The 18,023-nt window shown below is 46.8% G+C and carries 21 protein-coding genes, 1 tRNA gene and 3 pseudogenes; 23 read left to right on the forward strand and 2 right to left on the reverse strand.

Going from position 1 to position 18,023, the window contains the following annotated elements:
- A tRNA-Ser gene (locus tag HVZ37_RS08415) sits at positions 1 to 88 on the forward strand.
- 103 nt (positions 89 to 191) lie between these two features.
- On the opposite strand, the pseudogene HVZ37_RS08420 reads toward HVZ37_RS08415, so the two are convergent.
- Positions 192 to 467 (reverse strand): annotated as a pseudogene (locus HVZ37_RS08420) (integrase); the annotation flags it as partial.
- 30 nt (positions 468 to 497) lie between these two features.
- Here HVZ37_RS08420 and HVZ37_RS08425 point away from each other — a divergent pair.
- The 15 genes and pseudogenes from HVZ37_RS08425 to HVZ37_RS08490 all read left to right on the forward strand — a co-directional run bounded on the left by HVZ37_RS08425 (position 498) and on the right by HVZ37_RS08490 (position 10,992).
- Complete coding sequence (locus tag HVZ37_RS08425) at positions 498 to 1,049, forward strand: DUF2514 domain-containing protein (protein WP_181628320.1); 552 nt, start codon at positions 498 to 500, stop codon at positions 1,047 to 1,049.
- Between the two features lie 243 nt (positions 1,050 to 1,292).
- Positions 1,293 to 1,505: a cold shock domain-containing protein gene (locus HVZ37_RS08430; RefSeq protein ID WP_042319517.1), complete on the forward strand. Its 213-nt coding sequence runs from the start codon at positions 1,293 to 1,295 to the stop codon at positions 1,503 to 1,505.
- A gap of 10 nt (positions 1,506 to 1,515) precedes the next feature.
- A complete protein-coding gene (locus HVZ37_RS23080) occupies positions 1,516 to 1,704 on the forward strand; it encodes a cold-shock protein (RefSeq protein WP_071887719.1) in 189 nt (62 codons plus the stop codon).
- 65 nt (positions 1,705 to 1,769) lie between these two features.
- The gene (locus HVZ37_RS08435) at positions 1,770 to 2,000 is read left to right on the forward strand and encodes a hypothetical protein (protein WP_043001123.1); all 231 of its coding nucleotides are present in this window, start codon (positions 1,770 to 1,772) and stop codon (positions 1,998 to 2,000) included.
- 208 nt (positions 2,001 to 2,208) lie between these two features.
- A complete protein-coding gene (locus HVZ37_RS08440) occupies positions 2,209 to 2,382 on the forward strand; it encodes an addiction module toxin, GnsA/GnsB family (protein WP_181628468.1) in 174 nt (57 codons plus the stop codon).
- A 349-nt stretch (positions 2,383 to 2,731) separates the two neighbouring features.
- Complete coding sequence (locus HVZ37_RS08445; protein WP_181628321.1) at positions 2,732 to 3,277, forward strand: terminase small subunit; 546 nt, start codon at positions 2,732 to 2,734, stop codon at positions 3,275 to 3,277.
- Positions 3,252 to 4,493, forward strand: coding sequence for a terminase gpA endonuclease subunit (locus HVZ37_RS08450; RefSeq protein ID WP_181628322.1), 1,242 nt, complete (start codon positions 3,252 to 3,254; stop codon positions 4,491 to 4,493). Before HVZ37_RS08445 ends, HVZ37_RS08450 begins: the two co-directional genes overlap by 26 nt.
- Positions 4,493 to 4,699, forward strand: a complete 207-nt coding sequence (locus HVZ37_RS08455; RefSeq protein WP_043001120.1) for a gpW family protein — start codon at positions 4,493 to 4,495, stop codon at positions 4,697 to 4,699. The genes HVZ37_RS08450 and HVZ37_RS08455 overlap by 1 nt, the downstream gene beginning before the upstream one ends.
- Entirely contained in the window at positions 4,696 to 6,288 is a 1,593-nt protein-coding gene (locus HVZ37_RS08460) for a phage portal protein (RefSeq protein WP_181628323.1), read from the forward strand. Before HVZ37_RS08455 ends, HVZ37_RS08460 begins: the two co-directional genes overlap by 4 nt.
- Positions 6,269 to 7,594: a S49 family peptidase gene (locus HVZ37_RS08465; RefSeq protein WP_181628324.1), complete on the forward strand. Its 1,326-nt coding sequence runs from the start codon at positions 6,269 to 6,271 to the stop codon at positions 7,592 to 7,594. Before HVZ37_RS08460 ends, HVZ37_RS08465 begins: the two co-directional genes overlap by 20 nt.
- A gap of 9 nt (positions 7,595 to 7,603) precedes the next feature.
- On the forward strand, positions 7,604 to 7,933 hold the full coding sequence (locus tag HVZ37_RS08470) for a head decoration protein (protein WP_181628325.1): 330 nt from the start codon (positions 7,604 to 7,606) through the stop codon (positions 7,931 to 7,933).
- Positions 7,934 to 8,003: 70 nt separating this feature from the next.
- A pseudogene (locus HVZ37_RS08475) lies at positions 8,004 to 8,249 on the forward strand (major capsid protein); the annotation flags it as partial.
- A gap of 162 nt (positions 8,250 to 8,411) precedes the next feature.
- On the forward strand, positions 8,412 to 9,647 hold the full coding sequence (locus HVZ37_RS08480) for an integrase arm-type DNA-binding domain-containing protein (protein WP_181628326.1): 1,236 nt from the start codon (positions 8,412 to 8,414) through the stop codon (positions 9,645 to 9,647).
- Between the two features lies 1 nt (position 9,648).
- Positions 9,649 to 9,876, forward strand: a complete 228-nt coding sequence (locus HVZ37_RS08485; RefSeq protein ID WP_181628327.1) for an AlpA family phage regulatory protein — start codon at positions 9,649 to 9,651, stop codon at positions 9,874 to 9,876.
- 24 nt (positions 9,877 to 9,900) lie between these two features.
- A complete protein-coding gene (locus tag HVZ37_RS08490) occupies positions 9,901 to 10,992 on the forward strand; it encodes a hypothetical protein (RefSeq protein ID WP_181628328.1) in 1,092 nt (363 codons plus the stop codon).
- A 36-nt stretch (positions 10,993 to 11,028) separates the two neighbouring features.
- Here the strand turns inward: HVZ37_RS08490 and HVZ37_RS08495 are convergent, their stop codons facing one another.
- Positions 11,029 to 11,211, reverse strand: coding sequence for a YlcI/YnfO family protein (locus HVZ37_RS08495; RefSeq protein ID WP_181628329.1), 183 nt, complete (start codon positions 11,209 to 11,211; stop codon positions 11,029 to 11,031).
- 196 nt (positions 11,212 to 11,407) lie between these two features.
- On the opposite strand from HVZ37_RS08495, the gene HVZ37_RS08500 reads away from it, so the two are divergent.
- The 7 genes and pseudogenes from HVZ37_RS08500 to HVZ37_RS08525 all read left to right on the forward strand — a co-directional run bounded on the left by HVZ37_RS08500 (position 11,408) and on the right by HVZ37_RS08525 (position 17,031).
- On the forward strand, positions 11,408 to 12,082 hold the full coding sequence (locus HVZ37_RS08500; RefSeq protein ID WP_181628330.1) for a hypothetical protein: 675 nt from the start codon (positions 11,408 to 11,410) through the stop codon (positions 12,080 to 12,082).
- Between the two features lie 41 nt (positions 12,083 to 12,123).
- Complete coding sequence (locus tag HVZ37_RS08505) at positions 12,124 to 12,531, forward strand: hypothetical protein (protein WP_046401860.1); 408 nt, start codon at positions 12,124 to 12,126, stop codon at positions 12,529 to 12,531.
- A 55-nt stretch (positions 12,532 to 12,586) separates the two neighbouring features.
- Positions 12,587 to 13,171 (forward strand): tail assembly protein, encoded by a 585-nt coding sequence (locus tag HVZ37_RS08510; protein WP_054177302.1) that lies wholly within the window; start codon positions 12,587 to 12,589, stop codon positions 13,169 to 13,171.
- Between the two features lie 51 nt (positions 13,172 to 13,222).
- Positions 13,223 to 13,888: pseudogene (locus HVZ37_RS23085) on the forward strand (host specificity protein); the annotation flags it as partial.
- Positions 13,865 to 14,929 carry an autotransporter outer membrane beta-barrel domain-containing protein gene (locus HVZ37_RS23090; protein ID WP_249418385.1) on the forward strand — a complete coding sequence of 355 codons (1,065 nt, stop codon included), beginning with the start codon at positions 13,865 to 13,867 and terminating at the stop codon, positions 14,927 to 14,929. The pseudogene HVZ37_RS23085 and the gene HVZ37_RS23090, both read left to right, overlap by 24 nt.
- 17 nt (positions 14,930 to 14,946) lie before the next feature.
- A complete protein-coding gene (locus tag HVZ37_RS08520; protein WP_346654973.1) occupies positions 14,947 to 15,843 on the forward strand; it encodes an autotransporter outer membrane beta-barrel domain-containing protein in 897 nt (298 codons plus the stop codon).
- A gap of 321 nt (positions 15,844 to 16,164) precedes the next feature.
- The gene (locus HVZ37_RS08525; RefSeq protein ID WP_235188486.1) at positions 16,165 to 17,031 is read left to right on the forward strand and encodes an SdiA-regulated domain-containing protein; all 867 of its coding nucleotides are present in this window, start codon (positions 16,165 to 16,167) and stop codon (positions 17,029 to 17,031) included.
- The last annotated feature ends 992 nt before the right edge of the window (positions 17,032 to 18,023 follow it).

Here is an 18,023-nt window from a genome sequence, read left to right on the forward strand (position 1 = left end):
GGAAGTGTGGCCGAGCGGTTGAAGGCACCGGTCTTGAAAACCGGCGACCCGAAAGGGTTCCAGAGTTCGAATCTCTGCGCTTCCGCCAGATTAAACAAGGGGTTACCGAAAGGTAGCCCCTTTGTTTTTTTGGGCTCCTGGTATAGTGTTGGTATATTCACTTGGTATATTTCCCCATACAGCCAATGATATCAGTCATCTTTTTTCATCATCGGGATGTCCAGTGTTGGTGAAATTTTGACCCTTCTGTCATAGGTCACAACCTGGCTTTCGGTCATGTGCCCACTGAACAATTGTTTCTCCTTACTGCTTCCCTCGTAATCAGAAATTGCTTTGGCTTTGATATCGTGAAATGTTCCCGGTATGTTCCTTCCAAGTTTTATCGCTGCTGCTTTTTTGGCGTTATTCCACCAGGTGTTGAATGTTTTTTTATTCATTTTTCCGCCGCTGGGGGACGGAATTACGTAAAGCGCGCTTACGTGCTGGGGGATAGACCAGTGAATCCAGCTACTATCCTTGCCGCGATAAAGACCTGGTGGAAACCTGCTGCTGTTCTCTTGCTGGTGGCCTGTTCGTTTATCGCTGGTAATGTCTGGAGCGATCGGGGCTGGGAAAAAAAGTGGGCAGAGCGTGACGGCGCAGAGGCTTCACAGACAGCAAACGCGCAGACTGCCGCCAGGATGATTGAACAAGGGCGCATTATTGCCCGGGATGAGGCTGTTAAAGATGCACAAGCGAATGCCGCCAAAGCTGCTGCCACTGCTGCTGGCCTGTCTGCCACTGTTAACCAGCTGCGCACCGAAGCAACAAAACTTGCCACCCGCCTGGACGCCGCAAAGCACACCGCAGATCTTGCCGCTGCCGTCAGAAGCAAAACAGCCAGAGCCGACGCCGGAATGCTCGCCGACATGCTCGGAGATATTGCAGCAGAAGCTAAACGTTATGCTGCAATCGCTGACGAACGCTACATTGCAGGAGTGACTTGTCAACGTACATATGAATCCTTAAGGCAAACTAAAAGTGTATTGCAGAGGGATGAATCAAAATAAAATTCGTCAATTAACATAAAAACATGTGCAGTAGCAGAGTGTTACTGCCTTACAAAACTATATCTTGCTATGTAGTGTTAATCATGCGTTAATAGGGCTCTGGTTTGTTACAAATTTATCTGAAGCAGTCACTGTAATAATTTTATTATTTGTTCCTATTGAGATTTCCTTGTCGGCTTTTTCTCTCTGATAATTTTTTTCGGACCATTCTGCCCAAGGGCTTACTCAAAAAAGGTAATGATTATGTCTAACAAAATGACTGGTTTAGTTAAATGGTTCAATCCTGAAAAAGGGTTTGGTTTTATCACTCCAAAAGATGGTAGTAAGGATGTATTTGTACATTTTTCTGCTATCCAAAGTAACGATTTTAAGACGCTGAATGAGAATCAGGAAGTCGAGTTTGGTGTTGAACAGGGCCCTAAAGGTCCCTCGGCAGTTAATGTCGTAGCCCTTTAAGGAAACTGTTATTACTAATAATATTCACTTCAGATGCCCTTGTTGCCATGGGTCTCAGTACAGAACATCATCTTTTGATGTCACAGATAGCAATCCTTTCGGCGCGAAATGTATTTTTTGCAAAACTACAATGATTACATTCGATAATATTGCAATGTACATTCGTTCTGGTCAGTCTCCATTAGATTTCAGAAAATAAAAATCAGGCCCCTTATGGGGCCTTTTTTATGCGGTTCTTATTGACAGGGTGTACACGGGAGAATTATGAAAAAAGTGATAGTGTTTTTTAATTCAGAATCCGCTGTAGTAGTATCAGTAATGAAGGGTATTACTACAATAATGCGCGAGTACCCTAATGGGGAAAAAGCACATCTACAAGTAATGTCTGCAGGTTTTCCGTCTATAACCGGAGATCATAAGATTGTTTATGTTGCCTCAGACCGGGATGTTACTTCTGAAGAAATTCTTGAAGCAGCATCAAAACTCTTTAAATGATTACTGTTCATACCTTTATGAATGTGGCTAAAGTAGTGAATGGTTGTTTGATTATTGAGCGAAATTAGTATAAACAATATGCACTAAACCCTTGATTATTGAAACTTTCCAACTTATCGTTTATAGATACCAATGGTTGTTCAAGTTATCACATGAATCATGGGATCTGCCGGGCATAGATGCCAATACAGACCAGAAGAGGTGCATGATGAAAATCGAAGAGTTAAAAAGAAAAACTGAAGCGGATATTTCTGATTTCATTACTAAAAAAATAACTGAGCTCAAAAAAAAGACAGGTAAAGAAGTTGCTGATATCCAGTTTACTGCTCGGGAAAAAATGACTGGACTGGAAAGCTATGACATACAAATTAATTTAATCTAATCGTCATCGACGGCCAGTTCTAATAAAAGCATCATCTTTCTCAAGAGATGATGCTTTTTTATTTCGGCATTTGAAGTTGAGTAAGTGATTCAGCTTGAACTTCATCACATTTTGTTTGCTTTGTTTTTGTGGGTCCTTTCTGGCGATCTGGTCTGTTACGGGGCGGCGTCCGCGCAGATTCTCGCTATTTATGAAAATTTTCGGTTTTTTGCCGTTTCCGTTCTTCTTCTCGCTAATTCATTGTTTTAAAAGAAAACACCCTCTCAAAAGAAAGGAAACGTTAAGCCAGAAAAATGGGTAAAAAACCCGAGATCGTTTCCGTTCTCTGTTTTTGCGCACGGAGTGAGCTATGGAGGTCAACAAAAAGCGGCTTTCTGACATCTTCGGTGTCAGTGTGCGCACGATCCAGAACTGGCAGGATCAGGGGATGCCGGTTGCGCGAGGTGGTGGAAAAGGTAACGAAGTACTCTATGACTCAGCCGCCGCTATCGAGTGGTATTCCGCGCGCGACGCGGAGATTGAGAATGAGAAATTACGGAAAGAGGTAGAGGATCTTCGCATTGCTTCGGAATCCGACCTCCAGCCAGGCACGATTGAATATGAGCGGCACCGGCTTACCCGAGCACAGGCTGACGCCCAGGAGCTAAAAAATGCCAAAGATACCGCTGAGGTGGTGGAGACCGCATTCTGCACGTTCGTGCTGTCACGGATCGCCGGTGAAATAGCCAGTATTCTCGATGGGATCCCTCTGTCGGTTCAGCGGCGTTTTCCGGAACTGGAAAACCGACATATTGATTTCCTCAAAAAGGACATCATCAAAGCCATGAACAAAGCAGCTGCGCTGGATGAAATCATACCGGGGTTGCTGAGTGAATATATCAAACAGTCAGGTTAAGGGACTGCAGCACTCTGCGCGTGCGGGGCTTCATTCTCTGTACAGGCCAGAGCCGCAGACGGCAGTTGAATGGGCTGATACCCATTATTATCTCCCGAAAGAATCTGCTTATCAGGAAGGGCGCTGGGAAACATTGCCTTTTCAGCGCGCGATCATGAATGCGATGGGAAACGACTATATCCGCGAGGTGAACGTCGTTAAATCTGCCCGTGTTGGCTATTCAAAAATGTTGCTCGGGGTTTATGCATATTTTATTGAGCACAAACAGCGAAACTCCCTGATCTGGCTTCCTACCGACGGCGACGCCGAAAACTTCATGAAGTCGCATGTTGAGCCGACTACCGGAAAGCGTAAAACCTTCGTGAACACCACGCTGGGTGAAACGTGGGAGCCGAAAATCGGTGAACGGCCTGACGCGGATGTGATGGCTGAGCGTAAGGAACACTTTGAAGCCTCAGTCCCTGATCGGGTTGCCTATCTTACCGCCGGGATCGACTCCCAGCTTGATCGATACGAAATGCGTGTCTGGGGATGGGGGCCTGGTGAAGAAAGCTGGCTCATTGACCGGCAGATCATCATGGGCCGTCATGATGATGAGGCGACGCTTCTCAGGGTTGATGAGGCTATCAACAAAACATATCCCCGACAGAATGGCGTTGAAATGTCGATATCCCGTATCTGCTGGGATATCGGCGGTATTGATCCCACCATTGTCTATAACCGCTCGAAAAAGCATGGTCTGTTCCGTGTGATCCCGATAAAAGGGGCATCCGTTTACGGTAAGCCCGTCGCGAATATGCCTCGCAAGCGCAACAAGAACGGTGTCTATCTGACGGAAGTCGGTACTGATACCGCGAAAGAGCAGATTTACAACCGTTTCACCCTGGTAGCCGAAGGTGATGAACCGTTGCCGGGGGCCGTTCACTTCCCCAACAATCCCGATATTTACGATCTGACTGAGGCACAGCAACTGACCGCCGAGGAACAGGTTGAAAAATGGGTGGACGGGCGGAAGAAAATTGTCTGGGACAGCAAAAAGCGCCGCAATGAGGCACTCGACTGCTTCGTGTATGCGCTGGCGGCACTGCGGATCAGCATTTCCCGCTGGCAGTTGAACCTTGATTCTCTCCTGGCAAGCCTGCTGGAGGAAGAAGGGGCGCGTAAACCGAAAAAGACCGTGGCAGATTACGCCAGGGCATTATCTGGAGATGAGTAATGGCGTCACAATCCGATCTCGACAGCGCCCGCGCCGCACTGCATGACCTGATGACGGGAAAGCGGGTGGCGACGGTACAAAAGGACGGTCGCCGGGTGGAGTTTACGGTTACTTCGGTGAGCGACCTTAAAAAATACATAGCTGATCTGGAGGTTCAGGTCGGTATCACTCAACGTCGCCGGGGTCCGGCAGGATTTTACGTATGAAAACACCTGCACTTTTGGGGCCGGACGGCAGGACGTCGTTACGGGAATACGCCGGTTATCACGGCGGTGCTCATGGTTTTGGTGGGCAACTCAGGGGGTGGCAACCGCAGAGCGAAAGCCCTGATGCGGCGTTACTGCCCAATTTTGCGCGCGGTAACGCCCGCGCAGATGATCTGGTCAGGAATAACGGCTATGCCGCAAATGCGATACAACTGCACCAGGATCATATCGTCGGCTCATTCTTTCGCCTGAGCCACCGTCCGAGCTGGCGTTTTCTTGGTATTTCTGAAGAGGATGCCCGGGCTTTCTCCCGCGAGGTGGAAGCCGCGTGGAAAGAGTTTGCCGAAGACGACAACTGCTTTATCGATGCGGAGCGCAAACGCACTTTCACGATGATGATCCGTGAAGGCGTGGCAATGCACTCCTTTAATGGTGAATTGTGTGTGCAGCCCGCGTGGGACAGCAGCCCCGGACGCCTTTTCCGTACACAGTTCAAAATGGTCAGTCCGAAGCGCATCAGTAACCCGAATAACACGGGCGATACGCGAAACTGTCGTGCCGGTGTGGCGGTGAACAACACCGGGGCGGCGGTGGGGTATTACGTCAGCGATGATGGTTATCCTGGCTGGATGCCGCAGAAATGGACGTATATCCCGCGTGAACTGGCTGGTGGGCGCACTTCATTCATTCACATTTTTGAACCGCTAGAGGACGGTCAGACCCGCGGCGCCAACCAGTTTTACAGCGTCATGGAGCAAATGAAGATGCTCGATACGCTGCAAAACACACAGTTGCAGAGCGCTATCGTGAAGGCAATGTATGCTGCCACTACCGAGAGCGAACTCGATACCCAGACCGCGATGGATTTTATTCTCGGCGCTGATAATAAAGAGCAGCAGAACAAATTTACGGGCTGGCTGGCGGAAATGGCGTCGTATTACTCTGCGGCGCCGGTTCGCCTGGGTGGGGCGAAAGTGCCGCACCTTATGCCAGGTGATTCCCTGAATCTCCAGTCGCCACCGAACGCGGATAACGGCTATTCGGTATTCGAACAGTCGCTGTTGAGGTATATCTCTGCCGGGCTTGGCGTTTCGTTTGAACAACTGTCCCGGAATTACTCCCAGATGAGTTACTCCACCGCCCGCGCCAGCGCCAATGAATCATGGGCGTTTTTTATGGGGCGTCGGAAATTCGTTGCGTCCCGTCAGGCGTGCATGATGTTTCTCTGCTGGCTGGAAGAGGCCATTATTCGTCGGGTTGTGACATTGCCTTCCCGGGCGAGGTTCAGCTTTCAGGAAGCGCGAAGCGCCTGGGGAAACTGCGACTGGATTGGTTCCGGGCGCATGGCTATTGATGGACTGAAAGAGGTTCAGGAAGCGGTCATGCTGATCGAAGCGGGCCTCAGTACTTATGAAAAAGAGTGCGCCAAACGCGGTGAAGATTATCAGGAAATTTTCGCGCAGCAGGTTCGCGAAACGATGGAGCGCCGCGCCGCCGGGCTCAAACCGCCTTCATGGGCTGCTGCTGCCTTCCAGTCCGGGTTAGAGAATTCCACTAAGGAGGAGAAAGATGACGCCCGATCTGCGTAATCTCCCGCATATTGCCAGCCTGGCTTTTAATGAGCCGCTGCTACTTGAACCCACCTATGCGCGGGTTTTCTTTTGCGCGCTGGCGGGCCAGTTGGGTATTACCCGTCTGACAGATACCGTTTCCGGCGTCACTCTCAGCGGTGAACAGATTGTTGAACCTCTTGCGCTGTTTGGTGACGATGAAGAGATGGGGCCGCGCCCGTCACGCAGTTACCAGGTGATCGACGGTATCGCGGTTTTGCCGGTTTCCGGCACGCTGGTGAGTAAAACCCGTTCGCTGCAACCGTATTCAGGTATGACGGGTTACAACGGCATTATTGCCCGCTTGCAACAGGCTATCAGTGATCCCGGCGTGGACGGCATTCTTCTGGATATGGATACACCTGGCGGCATGGTATCCGGTGCTTTTGACTGCGCTGACATTATTGCCCGTCTGCGGGATATCAAACCGGTCTGGGCGCTGGCGAACGACATGAACTGTAGCGCCGGGCAGCTTATCGCCAGCGCGGCATCTCGTCGTCTTGTTACCCAGACCGCCAGAACCGGTTCGATCGGCGTCATGATGGCGCACAGCAACTACGGTGCTGCACTCAAGACCAGCGGCGTCGAAGTCACGCTCATCTACAGCGGCGATCACAAGGTCGACGGAAACCCTTACGAAAAGTTGCCGAAGGATGTGCGTGCTGATTTTCAGGCACGTATTGATGCCACCCGACAGATGTTTGCCGAGAAGGTGGCCGGGTACACCGGCCTGACCATTCAGGCGGTACTGGATACCGAAGCGGCGGTTTTCACCGGACAGGAATCCATAGAGAACGGAATCGCAGACGAACTCGTCAATAACACCGACGCGCTCAGTGCGATGCGCGATGCACTTGATAAACGAAAGAAAATAACCCTCGGAGGAAATATGAAAACTACCACTGCATCCGCTGAAACAACTCAGCCTGTAGCGGACGCGTCAGCCGGAGTCACTGTCGACGCTGCGACGCCTGTCGCGACGGTAAATACTGCATCAGCCGATATCAGCGCGCAGGTTTCAGCGGCGGTAAATGCCGAAAACAGCCGAATCATGGGGATCCTGAACTGTGAAGAGGCGAAGGGCCGTGAATCGCAGGCGCGGGTGCTCGCGGCAACACCGGGTATGACGGTTGAAAATGCGCAACTGATCCTCGCCGCAGCGCCAGCGAGCGCGCAGGTCAGAACGGATACCGCACTTGATCGCCTGATGGACACCGCGCCTGGTGCTGTCAGTGCCGCCAGCCAGGCATCTGATACCGATGACCTGATGAACACACCTGTATAAGAGGTTCCAATGCCAAACGAAGAATTTAAGCATTATCAGCCGCTGGGTAACAGTGACCCGGCACATACCGCATCCGCACCCGGTGCCTTAACGGACAGTGTTTCGGCGATGACGCCGCTGATGCTTGATCCCGCTGCCGGAAAGCTGGTTGTCTGGGACGGTGCTGCCGCTGGCACAGCGACAGGCATTCTCGCGATTGACGCCGATCAGAACAGTGATCAACTGACGTTCTTTAAAACTGGCTCTTTCCGGATTGAAGATGTGTTGTGGCCTGCTGCTGCGGCAACGGATAACGTCAGACGCAACGCCTTCGCCGGTACCTCCATCAGTATTGTGTGACCCCTTAACCAGCCAGTTATCTCCATCCATAAAGGCCGCATGAGCGGCCTTTTTTCTACGGGAAAAAACTATGTCTATGTATACCACTGCCCAGTTGCTGGCGGTTACCGAGAAAAAATTCAAATTCGATCCGCTGTTTCTGCGTATCTTCTTTCGTGAAAGCTATCCGTTTTCCACCGAAAAAGTTTACCTTTCTCAGATCCCCGGCCTGGTGAATATGGCGCTGTATGTGTCGCCGATTGTCTCCGGCAATGTGATCCGCTCACGCGGCGGTAACACTTCCGAATTCACGCCGGGTTATGTGAAACCGAAGCACTTAGCATAGCTTTCTGAGGCTATCGTGTAGTTGCTGGTTTTTACACTTAATCTTTTGATTATAAAGAATAAGTTTTTCTGGCGCTTTCACTGGATTTTCCTCGTTATCTGTGCGTTGCAATCACCTCTGTATTGCAACTTGTATTGCTTTTTGGGGGCTAAAATGGCGAGCGAGAACAAATTGAGCGACAAAACGCTTAAAGGTTATCTGGGTAAACACAGAGAAAAGCAGATCACTGTTGCGGATGGGAAGGGGCTTTCCGTTCGTGTGAGTAAGAAGGGGGCTGTGAGTTTTGTTTTCTTCTACAGGTTAGCTGGTGGTTTGACGGCTCCTGTCTGGTTAACGCTTGGTAAATATCCTGATATGTCGTTAAAACAAGCCAGGGAAAAGCGGGACGAGTGTCGGGCATGGCTGGCAGACAAACGCGATCCTCGTATCCAGATAAAGATTCAGTCTGAAGAACGATTAAAGCCGGTCACTGTGGAGGATGCACTTAATTACTGGTACGAAAATTTTTGTAAGGTTCGTCGTAAAACCCATGCAGTGACGCTGGGACGTTTTCGTAAGCATATCTTTCCCTATATCGGCCATTTACCTGTAAACGACACTCACCTCTATGAATGGCTGGATTGTTTTGACCGGATTAAACGTAATGCACCAGTCATGGCTGCGTATGTTTTTTCTGACACAAAATTAGCTCTTCGTTTTTGCCGGGTTCGCCAGTACGCGACATGTGATGCACTAAAGGACTTGCGAATGAGTGATGTCGGACAAATTGCAGGTAAGAGGGATCGGGTCCTAAGTGAGTCGGAGATAGGGCAGCTCTGGAAATTCATCTTTGTTGAGCCTGATATCAAGTTGATGTCCGAATACACCAGGAAAATGTTTGTACTGTGTACGGTTTTCGGATGTCGTATGAGTGAAGCCCGGTTATCAGAATGGAAAGAGTGGGATCGCGATAGCTGGGTTTGGACTGTACCAAAAGAGCATTCCAAAACTGGTGTGGAAATTGTCCGGCCAGTTCCTGAAGTATTGCGGCAGTGGATAACGGACGTTCACGAGGAAACAAGGCGTAGTGGCTATGTATTGGGTAGCCTGCGTATCAGGGAAAGTGTGAGCAGGATTGGCGGTAAAATCGGTAAGCGTCTGGGACACGAAAAGCAATGGTCCCTTCATGACCTCAGGAGAACGCTTTCTACCCATCTTAGCGATCTCGGTGTGGAATTTCATGTTGTAGAACAGTTGTTAGGCCATGCACTACCAGGTGTGGCAGGTGTTTACAACCGAAGTAAGTTCATGGCTAAAAAACTGGATGCACTGGAGCTCTGGACTACATATCTGAATAGCATCGCTGGTGCTGATTCAAAAGTGACAATCCTCAAACAAAAGGCTGGTTAACATGAAAAAAATGGCAGTTGTTGATAAAAATGGTCTGGAGTACATTCCTAACATAGATCGCATGATCCGTGAGAAAGAGTGTCGGGAGCTAACCACATTGGCGAACAGTACTCGCTGGAAGCTTGAAAAGGAGGGTAAGTTCCCCAAGCGAATCAAAATTGGATCTACGGCGGTGGCTTATAGACTCTCTGAGATTCAGGCCTGGATTAAGGGGGAGTGGCCTTTATAAATCACAAAACCATAAAGGTGAATAATGAGTAATAAAGAAGGACGCGACGACTTTTCTACAAAAACTAAAAGTGCATTGGCAGCAAGAGCTAATTTTCGCTGCTCCTACCCTGACTGTAAAACTATTACTTGTGGACCAAGTGACGAGTCATCATCGGCGGTAACTAGTATTGGTGTTGCTGCACATATTTATGCAGCGGCACCTGGTGGAAAACGATACGATTTAAATATGTCAAGCGAAGAGCGAACCGATATTGAAAATGGGATCTGGTTGTGTCAAACACATGCCACGTTAATTGACAGAGATGAGAAAAAATTCACCCCTGAACTCCTAAGGGATATGAAGAAAAAACATGAGGAAAAGGTTCAAAGTCAATTATATAAATTGCCTATCAATGATATGTCAAATGACCTTTTCATGATTGGAGATAATTTGATAGTCATAGGGGCTTTTAAAGAATTTAATGTCGACTGTTGGACTATAGAGGTAAAAGAATATATAAGGGGGGATAAATTTGAACTATTGGATTTTATAAGCGATTTCTCTGACTTGCCTTTAGATGAAAAAATAATAATTTGTGAGTCTTTTAGTGATGGCCGAAATTTAGTTCAACCACCTGCTGTATTCTTTGAAAATGGGAAGTTGTTTTTGAAATGTGCTATTTCATTGAGAACCGAGCGAATACCAGTTGATAAGATAGGTTTCGATATTGCCCTTGATGAAACGGGTGATTTAGGAATTTTTAATGGTAGTCTTAAAATGATTGGTGGTCTTGATAGACTGCCTCAATTGCTATACGTCTATTTGTCAACAATTAAGGGCGAAATTCAAAGATATCCAAAACTTGGTGTTAGATTAGGTGAGTATTATCACCTATATAAAGACACATTGTGGCTAAATAAAATTTTCAAACTGGAAATAATTAAGGCTGCATCAATTATTATTGATGATGAAGGAATGACGACTCCTTTAAAATGCATACAAAAAGTCTATGATGTAAAAATACTTGGTGAGATTAGTGAAAAAGATAGAATTCCTATCTTCGTTTCTTTGGATGTTAAAGGGCATGGCCTATGGGAGAAAGAGATACAGATATTCATCCCGCCAATACACTAGTAGAAACCGCTATCGTTATGATAGCGGTTCACTTTATTAACATCTTTTTGTGCTTTTTAATCGTTGTAACTTTTCCCTGCATGCCTCTTTAACCCAAGAACTAAAGTTACCTGTTCCGGCAGTTGCGTTGATCTGTTCAAGCAAATCGTCCTCGAAACGAATGTTTTTTTTGGTGCTGCCGGAACGTTCAAAAGCTGCTTTCGTATTTTTGTCTTGCATCGGTACGTACCACTGGGTTAGGCTAGAATTCACATGGTACGTACCGAATTAACATTGTGCAACCATGAAATTATCGAAGCCCGGCGGTGCGCTAACACCGACCGGGCCTCTAACCAAAACCGTTAACTGGAGTACTGGCAAGATAGGACAATTTTAGTAGTTCGTCATGTCGGTCTATTTGATGGATAATGGCAAGATGATTAATCATCACAAAGGCAATTTAATTAAAATGATAGCTAATGTCTTATATTATGTAAAAATAGCATTAATTGTTTTGTTAATAGTCGCTGGAATTTTGCTGTGTGCTAATGAAATATTAGGCTGTAAAGTTAATTTATGGACAGGGGGGAGCTATATATTAGCGGGTGTTGGGGGGGCGGCAGCTGTGGAACGCATATTTAGCAAAGAATTGAATTTAGATACTACCAATATTATTGTAGTGGCTGTTTTTATTTTAGGGGTTATAGGGATTGTAAATCAGTCAACAGCACTGGATATCAAGCATATTGATCTTCGTAGCGACCTTACTATTGCTTTTAACAATGCTTCCGATAAGTGCGGTGATAAATCAATTATTTTTAATAACGCGGCAAAAACTTGCGCTTTAGGACCTGTTTACACTAGTTCTGAGTTAATCTATCAATTATCACTTGCTCAACATCTAAACTCTTCTCTTACAGTGATTGATGGTATAGCTCACTCTTTTGATAAGGTAAAGGTAGATCCGTGTATATATAATTACTATAAATATTCAGGCCAATGTCCAGATAGTTTTGGTACGATTAAGGAGAAATATAAGGAGTTTTCTCTTGAACCTATTGAAGTGTGTGAAAAATTCTTCCTTGGGTTGTATATGAAGTTTTTTATTTGAATCTGTTTTAACGTTGACGTTTTTATTGAGGGTAAGTATGTATGAGAGCTATTCTTCTATTTGTTGCTGTTTTGGGATTGATTGGGTGTGCTCGTCCATATGGTCCAGCCGAGCAAATTTTAAATCAAGAGTTAGTGACACCTAATAACAATAAAGAGCAAACGAAAATTACCATTACTAGGAATAAACAATTTATTGGCGGTGGCAGTGGGGGAATGTGTAAATTTTTAATTGCAATCGATGATAGAGATTTAGCTCTTCTCCGTCAAAATCAGTTCGTAACCGCCTATTTAGATAAAGGTCCTCATAAGTTACGAGTAAGTAATGATTGCGCAACCCTCAGTATGGGTATGCGTAAGACGCTTGATATCATTGCTGATGGGGCTGAACAGGAATACATTACTGAACAAGGCGTGTGGGGCCAATATAGGATGTGGCGAACCAAGTAATATATTGTATTTTAGGCCGAAAAAATTCGGCCTTTTTATTGGGGGTTTCGAATACATGACTATGATTACTATTGTGCTTGGCGGAATTTTAGGTAAAACTTTCGGTAAATCACATAATCGTGTTGTTACAACTACGGCAGAAGCTATTAGAGCTTTATGTTGTACTATAAATGGCTTTGAAAATTACCTGAATACCAGTAAGCAAAGAGGGATAACTTATGCTGTTTTTCGAGGCAAAAAGAATTTAAGTAAAGAGGATTTAGCATTTCCTGTAACAAAAGAAATAATTCGTATTGTACCTGTGGTAATAGGAAGCAAAAAATCAGGAGTTTTACAAACAATACTTGGAGCTGTATTAGTCGTTGTAGGTGTCGTATTAAGTTTTACTCCAGCAGCTGCAGCCGCACCATGGTTTTATGGTACAGGAGCATCAATGATGCTCGGTGGGGTTATACAAATGCTTTCTCCGCAACCAGCTGGTCTCGCCAGCAAGCAGGATGCAGCTAATCAGGCCAGTTATGCTTTCGGTGGCGTGACGAATACCGCCGCACAGGGTTACCCCGTTCCTCTTCTTTACGGTAAGCGTCGCATCGGTGGCGCAATCATCTCCGCCGGCATCTACGTCGAAGATCAGCAATAAAAAATCACTTTCCTCCAGGCCACCTTCGGGTGGTTTTTTTATGGGAACGATATGGTAACTGCAACTGCGATTAAAGGCCGCAAGGGCGGCAGTTCGAAGACCCGCACACCAACTGAACAACCCGATGACCTGCAGTCGGTTGCAAAAGCAAAAATCCTGATTGCGCTGGGTGAAGGCGAATTTGCGGGACAGTTGACCGGGAAAGACATCTACCTTGACGGAACGCCCATTGAAAACTCTGACGGTTCGAAAAACTTCGGTGGAGTGGCCTGGGAGTTTCGTCCGGGTACTCAGGCACAAAAATATATTCAGGGGATACCGGGTACCGAAAATGAAATTAATGTGGGTACGGCGATCTCCAGCAGTACGGCATGGACGCATACGTTCACAAATACCCAGCTTTCAGCCATCCGCCTGCGTCTGAAATGGCCTTCACTTTTCAGGCAGGAAGACGATGGCGACCTGGTCGGGTACTCGATTAATTATGCGATCGATCTGCAGACCGACGGCGGCGCATGGCAGACAGTGATCAACACGCGCGTGACCGGAAAAACCACATCTGGTTATGAGCGCAGCCATCGCATTGCTCTGCCGCAGGCAGGAACAACATGGACAGTGCGACTTCGCAAAATCACCGCCGATGCCAACAGTGCAAAAATTGGCGATGCGATGACGTTGCAAAGCTACACCGAGGTGATCGATGCCAAGTTGCGCTATCTATCCAGTACGTTTGTTGAAACACAGCCTGATAATAGCGGCGAAGGTAACAATGGTAACGAAATCAATGTCCTGAGGCCTGAGGCCGGTGCTTATTCTGCTAACGCTTATGCTGCTGATACTATGTTCAACACTACGCTTTCAGATCGTCTGGGAGAGACTGAATACACCGACATGATGACGGGGGAGCGTAAATTGACCAGCCTGTGGATGAAAAATACCGGAGGTCATAGCCGTATAAATGATTCTACCGGACAGCTCAAAACGAAAAGTAACCGCTATGTGCTGATGCTGGGCGGTGATTTTGCTACAGCTTTCACTGAAGGAGACGGTGCTTTTCGTTTCGGGGCACTTGCTGGCTACGGGTATAATCATAGCAATACCCAGTCCAGTTTATCGAGATATCATGCGAAAGGGTCCGTTAATGGCTATACGACTGGACTTTATGCCACCTGGTATGCTGATGGAGATAGCGAGCAAGGTGCATACATCGACGGTGTTTTACAGCATAGCTGGTTTAACAACCGTGTGAATGGACAACTTCTGGAAGAAGAAAAATATAGTTCTAAAGGATTTAGCGCCTCTCTTGAGTCCGGTTATGTATTTCCTATGAGTAATGACGCTAAATCGGTTGCATGGTTTGTTCAACCGCAAGCAAAAATTCTCTGGTCAGGTATAAAATCAAAGGATTTAAAAGAAGCAAACGGCACGGTGGTGAAAACGGAAGGTGATAATAATCTAACTACCAGCCTTGGTTTGAAAATGTTCATCAAAGGGCATAATGCAATTGATAACCAGAAAGAACGTAATTTTAAACCCTTTGTTGAAGCAAACTGGCTTCATAACATGCATAATCGAGGTGTTGTTATGGATGGAGTAAGCGTTAATCAGTCCGGTACGCGTAACGTTGGAGAATTAAAACTGGGCGTTGAAGGCCGCATGTCACCAGAATTTAATATCACAGGGTTTGTTAATCAACAGATTGGAAATGATGGATACTCTGATACCTCAGCGGTTATTGGTTTTAAATATTCATTTTAGTGTTGACCCGGGTGGATGTGACGGCACAGTCCGGTACCACCCTGAACCTGATGAGCGGCAGTACCCTGACCGGGCGCATTCTGGATGACGGAACCGGGGGCGGGGATGTGACAGTTACCGGTCCTTCCGTCTGGCGGCTGACCGGCGATTCTGCCGTGGGCGCCCTGACCCTGAATGCCGGAACGGTGAATTTCCATGGCGGTCTCACCACCCGGCTGATGCCGGTGGCGCAGGCAGTGACCCTGACGGCCCGCACGCTGTCCGGCACCGGGACTTTCCTGATGAACACGGACATTGCGGCCTGGTCAGGTGACCTGCTGAATGTCACCGGTAATGCCAGTGGTCACTTTAATCTGGGAATTAAGAACACCGGTCAGGAGCCGGTCTCCCCGGGTGAGCCACCGCGTGTGGTTCATAGCGGCGGCGGGCTGTATGCGGACGGGGTGGTCAAATTTAACCACTTCAGCAACACACTGCAGACACAGATGAGCGATGGCACACCGGTGTATGGAGACTACAGCCAGAACGGATATGGTGTCAGTCTGGAGGTGGGTAAGACCTTCCGTGTGAATGAGACTGTCTGGGCTGAACCTTATGTCCGCGGTACGGCATTCAGTGCGGACGGAAAGGATATCCGGCTGGATAACGGGATGAACCTGGATGTGGGCGGGACGGTGGTGAAGCCGTACCTGACGGCGGCAGTGAGTCATGAATTTGCGGACAACAATAAGGTCCGGATTAATGACAGGTACGACTTCCGTAATGACCTTTCGCGGACAACAGGTAAATATGGCCTGGGAGTCAGTGCGCAGCTGACGCCGAATGCAGGCGTGTGGGTTGAGGCGCGTTACGAGAACGACAGACATACCGAGTCACCGGTAACGAGCAGCGTCGGGTTCCGTATTAACTTCTGAGTTATGTCCTGAACACGGACATTAAACGGTGAATGGCGTGGGCTGGTGAAAAACTTCCCCCGCCATTACGGTTACCGGACCGTGTGTAACCCGGTCATAAATCTATGATGCCCGGCTAAGGGAGCGTGTGACGAACGCTATTTATATTTATTTCTGATGTTCAGGTTGCACCAGTGTTATTTTTTTTGAATGGTGTCCGTAATAACGCACACTTCTGTGTGGTTCTGATATTGGTTCATTATTTACATTACCCATTTACTGTGATTATTTTTTGTAATAAAAATGACTTTTATATATTTAAGACGTGCAATAATATTTGGGGTGGTTATTTTTGCTGTTTTGTTTTATATCAAAGAAGATATCCGTTACCTTTACCGGTTATATGAAAGATATAACGACAAGCCTTCAGCGCTGAATCTACGTGCATATGTGGCAGACATTGAAGGAAAAGAGGTTAAAGGCGTTAAGGATAATTTATCGGGGCTGACCTGGTCAGATAAACACAGACTGCTTTTTGCTGTGGTTAATAAACCGCCGGAAGTGGTCTGGCTGACATCTGATGGTGAGCGGACTGGCAGTCTGCCCATACCTGAAATTACGGATCCGGAAGCTGTGGAGTGGATGGGAGATAACCTGTTCCGGGTAGGCAGTGAGAAAGATGGGAGCGCCTGGTTGGTAAACATAGACATCCTAAAAGGAAACTACCAGCTTCTTTCTAATATACCGCTAGAAGGCTACACCCGACCCGGCAATAACGGTCTGGAAGGACTTGCCTGGGATAAAGAGAACCAGGTGCTGTTTGCGGCAAAAGAGAAAAAGCCGGTAATCATAAGCCGGGTGGACGTCCAGCGTGAAGAAAGCAGTGTCTCCACGTTACCGGCGTCTGTCACATCATCAGTCAGGGACGTGTCGGGGTTGCATTACCACTCCCCAACGGCCTCCCTCCTGGTACTCTCTGATGAATCAAACAAAGTACTGGAAATAAACAGTGAAGGGCTGGTGACTGATCGCCTGTATCTGAATGCCGGATGGGCAGGTCTGGCAGAGGATATTCCCCAGGCAGAAGGGCTTGCTCTTGATGACGAAGCTAATTTGTATATTGTGAGTGAACCTAACTTGTTTTACCGTTTCACCAAAAAACAAAATGGCAGGACAAGACTGTATCGTCCTGAGATGAGCCTGGAATAAAACGTAGCTGTTACTGGTTTTGGTTTGTATAGGTACGAAAAAATAACTCGCTATCAGAGATAATAACTAAAAAAACCTCCGGTAGAGTCGGAGGGACAAAGAATATAAATTACACTCTATAATTTTTTAATTTTATATTACTATTCTCAAGTTTTCATTCTAAAAATTCAAGCATAAATCATCCTTCGCTCACATTTTCAGATGTTTTCAGTATGTCTATACTTAGGTGTTTGCCATATAATGTAAAACAGTGATAAGGGATAGAAGTTTCTGATTGTCGATTCATTTACTTCGGTGTGTGATGGTTTTGTAGTGAACTGGCGGTTGCCATAGGAAATGGGTAATTAAGTATTTATGGCAGTCCTGTAATTTAATTAACCATCTAAGCATACAATAACCGACTACTATGTTCAGTAATAGCTCGTCTATGTAGCGTGAAAGTGTTGGAATACTAACTCTATAGATGTACTTAACTAATTGATTTTATGAGTGCAAAATTTAAACGATATTATCAATAAATTGTACAACTTATTGAAAAATAAAAAAATGCGTTCGGTCTTGAAAACCGGCGACCCGAAAGGGTTCCAGAGTTCGAATCTCTGCGCTTCCGCCAGATTAAAAAAAGGGGTTACCGAAAGGTAACCCCTTTGTTTTTTTGGCTGTTGGTATAGTGTTGGTATATTCACTTGGTATATTTCCCCATACAGCCAATGAAATCAGTCATCTTTTCTTATCATTGTGCGATCCTGGTGCTCAGGCGAATAACGCTTGCCAACGATTTTTATCGTTTCAACCGCACATCGCTTCTATTTCTGTTTAAACGTCAAGGGTGCGGCCAGTCTGTCCGAATGGAACATGTCCACAGCATGGCGCGAATTTTTATGCCTGTAGAGTGTGTTTATCTCGTGCACGTTAAGCACAATAGCGCTATCGACGATATCCTGCATCAAGCCTGCGCTGCTATAAACAATAGCGTTGCTCATTATTTCTGC

It is taken from the genome of Citrobacter sp. RHB35-C17, from assembly GCF_013816795.1.
Classification (GTDB): Bacteria; Pseudomonadota; Gammaproteobacteria; order Enterobacterales; family Enterobacteriaceae; genus Citrobacter_A; species Citrobacter_A amalonaticus.